This window comes from Leucobacter sp. M11, assembly GCF_035726885.1.
Classification (GTDB): Bacteria; Actinomycetota; Actinomycetes; order Actinomycetales; family Microbacteriaceae; genus JAPFRB01.
The window spans coordinates 510,047-514,801 of the sequence record NZ_JAPFRB010000003.1; the positions used below are offsets into that span (position 1 = coordinate 510,047).

Genomic DNA, 4,755 nt, shown 5'->3' on the forward strand with positions numbered 1-4,755 from the left:
GCCAGCTCGTCGGGCTCGTCGGGCAGACCGGGCTCTCCTTCGGGCCGCACCTGCACCTCGTGGTCCAGGTCAACGGCAAGGCCATCGACCCGATGCCCTTCCTCGCGAAGTACAACGCCTCCTCCGCGAAGTAGCGCGGGGCGGCACGCCCGGGCGTCACGATTTCGCATCGCGCGGTGGATGATGATATTCTCATTGAGTTGCCATCGCCCGAGAGGGTGAGAAGCTTCGCCCCGATAGCTCAGTGGTAGAGCACTTCCATGGTAAGGAAGGGGTCCCGAGTTCAAATCTCGGTCGGGGCTCTGGCTTGTTTCTCCGCACGGAGAGTATGGCTGGGTAGCTCAGCTGGTCAGAGCGCACGACTCATAATCGTGAGGTCGCGGGTTCGAGCCCCGCTCCAGCTACGACAAGCCGCTTGAAACCCCCGACACTTCGGGGGTTTTCTTGTCCCGGCAGGCACCGCGTGCCCCGCCAGGCTGGCGCTGTTCGGTAACCGGCCTCCGGGCGTCCGGGATCTGGTGCCGTGTCGAAGCGATTTCGCCACGGGGCCCTGCGGCAGTCCGGAGCGCCTGGCCCCGGAGCAGAGCGTGCTCCGAGGCCCTGGCCCCGATCAGGTGGGCTGCGCGATGCCGAGCGCTCGCAGGCGCTGGATGTAGCGCAGATCATCGCTCGCGTGCGCGCTGTGGGTGTCGGCGACGAGGGTCACGTCTTCCCAATCGGATCGAACGAGTTCGTGGAGGGCGACGCTGAGCGACGAGCGCCCGGGATCGACCGCGCGCCAGTCGAGCGTGTGGGCGGCCGCGGCGGAAACGACGGCCTGCAGCTCGGGGTTGCGGCGGATGAACCGTGACGGGTACCCGCGGATGGTGATGTCACCGGTCGCGCCGGTGAGGTCGAGCATCCACTCGGGATCCGCCAGGCGGTCGTGATGCCAGCGCGCGTAGCGCGCGGTCGTCGCGGGGTCGGGATCGTCCAGGGTCGAGTTGAGGATCAGGCCGCGGATGCGCCCGCGCAGCGTGACGCGGCGGAGTTCGCAGCCAAAGAGGAAGCCGGCCCCGTCCGAGCACCGCAGGCCGTCGACGGTGACGTCTTCGAGCACGGCCCCGTTGAGGGAGCTGGACGAGAGCTCGAGATCGGTGACCTGCACGCGTGCGATGCGGGGGCGCTCGTGGCGCTCCGCGGCTCGCGCAGCGACGCAATTCTCGAGCGTGAGGCGGCGGCCGGTCGCATCGGCCAGTTCCTGGCCCGGCTCGAGCCGGTGGTCTCGGGAGACGGTGCGCGGCGGGTTCCGGCGGGAATGCTGCGTGAGCAGTTCGGCGGCCGAGGCGTTCGCGGTCCGCACCAGTTCGCTGAGCGGCAGCGACGGCGCTTCGGAGCCTGAGGGGACTACTCCCAGGATTGCGGTGAGGTGACGGGCGCGTCCGATATCCGGGCCCGCGGCGATCACTCCGTCGCCCACGACGTGCGCACGGCTCAGGCCGAGCGGGACGTCAACGGCGGGCAGGAGCGAGCGGCCTTCGGGGGAGAGGAGCAAGAGCCGTTGGGGCGCCGACTCGCGCGTCTGAGTGGCGGCGAGCAGCAGCCCTGATCCGTGATGCAGGATGCGCGCAGCGCCTTCCCGCGCCGCCTCCGCGGGGATCGGGTCCCGGCGAAGCACGCTCCGGCGTCTGCGCTGCAGCACGGTCATCGTGGCCACCGAGACCAACGTTTCCGTGGCCGCGGAGTCGTTCCCGACCGCGATGACCCCGTCGCCGTCTCGGCGGATGTTGGTGTTGTGCTTGCCGATGCTCGCGGTCAGTCGGCGCGTGACCTCCAGGGTCCTCACGTCGATCTCGGTCAGGGCGTGGTCGGTCAGGATCAGCGCGCAGTCGTCGGCAACGGCGAGGGCGTCGCGAAGCATCCCGCGGAGCCCCGGCAGCACGCGCCACTGTCCGGTGCGCAGGTCGAGGATCCCGAGTCGGTGCGCTGCGTGGCCCTCCACCCAGGAGGTGAGCAGCGCCCGATCGCCCAGCAGCACGGTGGCCGTGGGGAAGTGGTGCGCTGCGTCTTCCGGCACGGGAACGCGGAGGTGCTGCACGTCACCGGGCGCAGCAACCGGACGGAATTCCATGGGTCACAGGGTATCGCACCCGCGTTGTGGCGACGGTGCTCGCGCACCGGCGGGGGCTCATGGCGCCAGGGGCGAGGTGATCTTCGTCGCCCGGTAGCTCTGGCCGTCCGTGGTCGCGTGCCACCGCCGCCAGTGTCGCGCGGACAGGCGGAACGGCAGGTGCTGCTGAACGGTGACGGCAGCATCGTGGAGCCGCTCGTCGCCGGGGAACGCGAGCCAGAGCGAGAGGGAGGAAGCCGTGGTGCCGAAGGTGGCGCGTACCGCGGATGCGCCGAGGAGGCGTCCGTACCCGTCCACGGCGAAGCCGCCGAACGCATCGGCATCGATCCCGTCGTACGGCGTTCCTGTGGCGGGGTCGGCCAGGGCCACCTGCGCGGTCCAGGCCAGTGCGGCGAGCGGATGCCCGTGCTGGGTTACCGCGCGCGAATCGGCGCTGCTCAGGGCGTCGAGCAGCGCATCGACGTGTGCAGGGCGCACCCGCCAGAGGGTGTGTGTGCGCTGTCGGCGCTGCGGCCCGCCGAGGTGCTCGGTCGCGAGCGCGGTGAAGCGCTGTTCGAGGTCGGGCGGACCCCCGGCCCAGAGCTGGAACGAGAGCTCGGGCGCGCCGACGGTCTGCACGGCGGCGTCGAGGAACGCCCGCACGCTCTCGGCGGCCCTGCGCGGGTTCTTGGTGCGCAGGGAGTGCGCGCCGCCCGCCGAGGCCGGCAATCCGTCGTAGGTCACGACCTCCTGATGCGATGTCACCCCTCCAGTATCCCGGACCCGGGCCGGGACCGCAGCGGCCAGCCCACGCTTCGGCGGGGCGCTCGACCGGGAAGCGCTGCGAGTCGCGGCGGCTCCGTGGCCGCCGGGGTCAGTCCGGTTCCGGGGCTGGGGTGGCAGCTTCGGTGAGCCAGGTGCGCTCGGCGAGCACTCCGGCGATCGTGACGCGCACGGCGGCCTCGTAGTAGCGGCGTCGCTCCGCGGCCGCGGAGGCCGGGCCCAGCGTGTAGGGCTGGATCATGCTCACCGCGAGCGCGCGGGCGTGCTCCGCCCCCGCGGGCAGCTCCTCGAAGGTGGTGAGCATCGACGAGTGATCCTTCGCGCCGCCCGGGCTGCCCAGGTTTGCGCGCGCCCGGGCATCGGTGACGCCCAGTGTCAGCATGGCGGTGTTGAGCAGGAGCGCGTACGCGGTGCCCGCGCGCTCCCCGAATCCGTCGTCCCGGAGCAGGCCGATCCCCGTCTCCACGATCGGCAGCGCATCGGGGAAGGCGGGGCCGTGCATCGTGAACCAGTGCGGCAGGCCGGGGTAGCGAGTGAGCAGGGGGTACGCGTCGAGGAGTAAGCGCTCAAACCACGTGACCCAGACCGGGGGGCTCTTGGGTGCCCGCGAGGGCTCGGGCTCCGGCACCGGGAGGAGCGCGATCACGCGGCGAGCGATCTCGCGGTGCACGGCCTCGATGCCGCCGACGTGGTGGTAAATCGCCGAGGAGGACGTGCCCAGCCGTCCCGCGAGGTCGCGGATGGTCCAGCCGGATAGCCCGGAGGCCTCGGTCAGGGCCAGGGCGGCGTCGATGACGGCGCTGGGGGTCAACCCCGCGCGATCCGCGGTGCTCCTGCGGGCCATCTGCGCTCCTCCCCGGCGGGCGATCTGCGCCCCGGCTCTTGCCCCAGCCTAGCGAGGGTGCCAGTATTGGAACAATGTTCTAGAACAGCGTTCCAGTAATCTCCGTAGAAGTGAGCCACGTGATCCCCAACGACCCCCCACCGCACACCCCAGCGCCCGCTGCCCAGGTCCGCCTGGTCCTCGTCGTCGTCTTCCTGGCGTACCTCGGGCAGATGACCCTGCCGCCGATCATCGCCCCGCTCGCCCGCGCCGCCGGGCTCGCCGAGTGGCAGGTCGGCGTCACCATTTCGACGGCCGCGCTGATGGTCGTGCTCACCAGTCAGTTCTGGGGTACCCGCTCGCAGTCCTGGGGTCGCAAGCCGGTGCTCGCGGTCGCCCTCGCCGCGGCGACCACGTCGATGGCCTGCTTTGCCACGCTCGCCGGACTCGGCATCGCCGGGGCGATCACCGGGGCCGCACTCTTCGCCCTGTTCCTGCTGCTGCGCGGGGTGCTGTTCGGCGGCGCGATCGCGGCGATCGCCCCGACCGCCCAGGCGTTCATCGCGAACGTCACCAGCACCGAGGCGGAGCGCGTGCGCGGCCTCGCGGGCGTCGGCGCGGTGCAGGGCATCGCGATGATCGGCGGCTCCGTCGTCGGCGGCCTCCTCGCCGGGATCGGCCTGATGGTCTCGATCTGGGCCGTCCCCGGGTTCCTCGCCGTCGCGCTCGTCCTGGTACTCGTGGCCATGCGGCGCGAAGCCGCGAGCGAGCTGCTCGCCGCGCCCGTGCGGGTTCGGGCCAGGGACCCCCGGGTGTTCCCCTTTCTCCTCGCGGGCTTCGGCCTGTTCACGGCCCTCGGGTTCATCCAAATCCTGACCGGCTTCATCGTCCAGGATCGCTTCGGCCTCAGCGGGGAAACGACCGGGCTCGTCACGGGCGGCGCCCTGCTCGCCGCCGGGGTGGGCATGGTGTTGGCCCAGACCGTGATCGTGCCGCGCAGCCGGATCTCCCCGCCCGGGCTGATCCGGCTGGGCGCCCCAATCGCGCTCGCGGGCTTTGG

General features: G+C 71.6%; 5 protein-coding genes and 2 tRNA genes. 4 read left to right on the forward strand and 3 right to left on the reverse strand.

The window, feature by feature from the left end:
- The 3 genes from OOT08_RS19165 to OOT08_RS10785 all read left to right on the forward strand — a co-directional run.
- A partial coding sequence (locus OOT08_RS19165) for a M23 family metallopeptidase (RefSeq protein WP_442916237.1) occupies nucleotides 1–134 on the forward strand: 134 nt, incomplete at its 5' end.
- Nucleotides 135–230: 96 nt separating this feature from the next.
- A tRNA-Thr gene (locus OOT08_RS10780) sits at nucleotides 231–302 on the forward strand.
- Between the two features lie 28 nt (nucleotides 303–330).
- A tRNA-Met gene (locus tag OOT08_RS10785) sits at nucleotides 331–404 on the forward strand.
- Between the two features lie 206 nt (nucleotides 405–610).
- Here OOT08_RS10785 and OOT08_RS10790 read toward each other — a convergent pair.
- The 3 genes from OOT08_RS10790 to OOT08_RS10800 all read right to left on the reverse strand — a co-directional run bounded on the left by OOT08_RS10790 (nucleotide 611) and on the right by OOT08_RS10800 (nucleotide 3,716).
- Nucleotides 611–2,110, reverse strand: coding sequence for a hypothetical protein (locus OOT08_RS10790; RefSeq protein WP_325092648.1), 1,500 nt, complete (start codon nucleotides 2,108–2,110; stop codon nucleotides 611–613).
- Nucleotides 2,111–2,167: 57 nt separating this feature from the next.
- The gene (locus OOT08_RS10795; protein WP_325092649.1) at nucleotides 2,168–2,854 is read right to left on the reverse strand and encodes a hypothetical protein; all 687 of its coding nucleotides are present in this window, start codon (nucleotides 2,852–2,854) and stop codon (nucleotides 2,168–2,170) included.
- A 109-nt stretch (nucleotides 2,855–2,963) separates the two neighbouring features.
- Nucleotides 2,964–3,716, reverse strand: a complete 753-nt coding sequence (locus OOT08_RS10800) for a TetR/AcrR family transcriptional regulator (protein WP_325092650.1) — start codon at nucleotides 3,714–3,716, stop codon at nucleotides 2,964–2,966.
- A 119-nt stretch (nucleotides 3,717–3,835) separates the two neighbouring features.
- Here OOT08_RS10800 and OOT08_RS10805 point away from each other — a divergent pair.
- Nucleotides 3,836–4,755: MFS transporter (locus OOT08_RS10805; protein WP_325092651.1), on the forward strand; the 920-nt coding region annotated here is incomplete at its 3' end.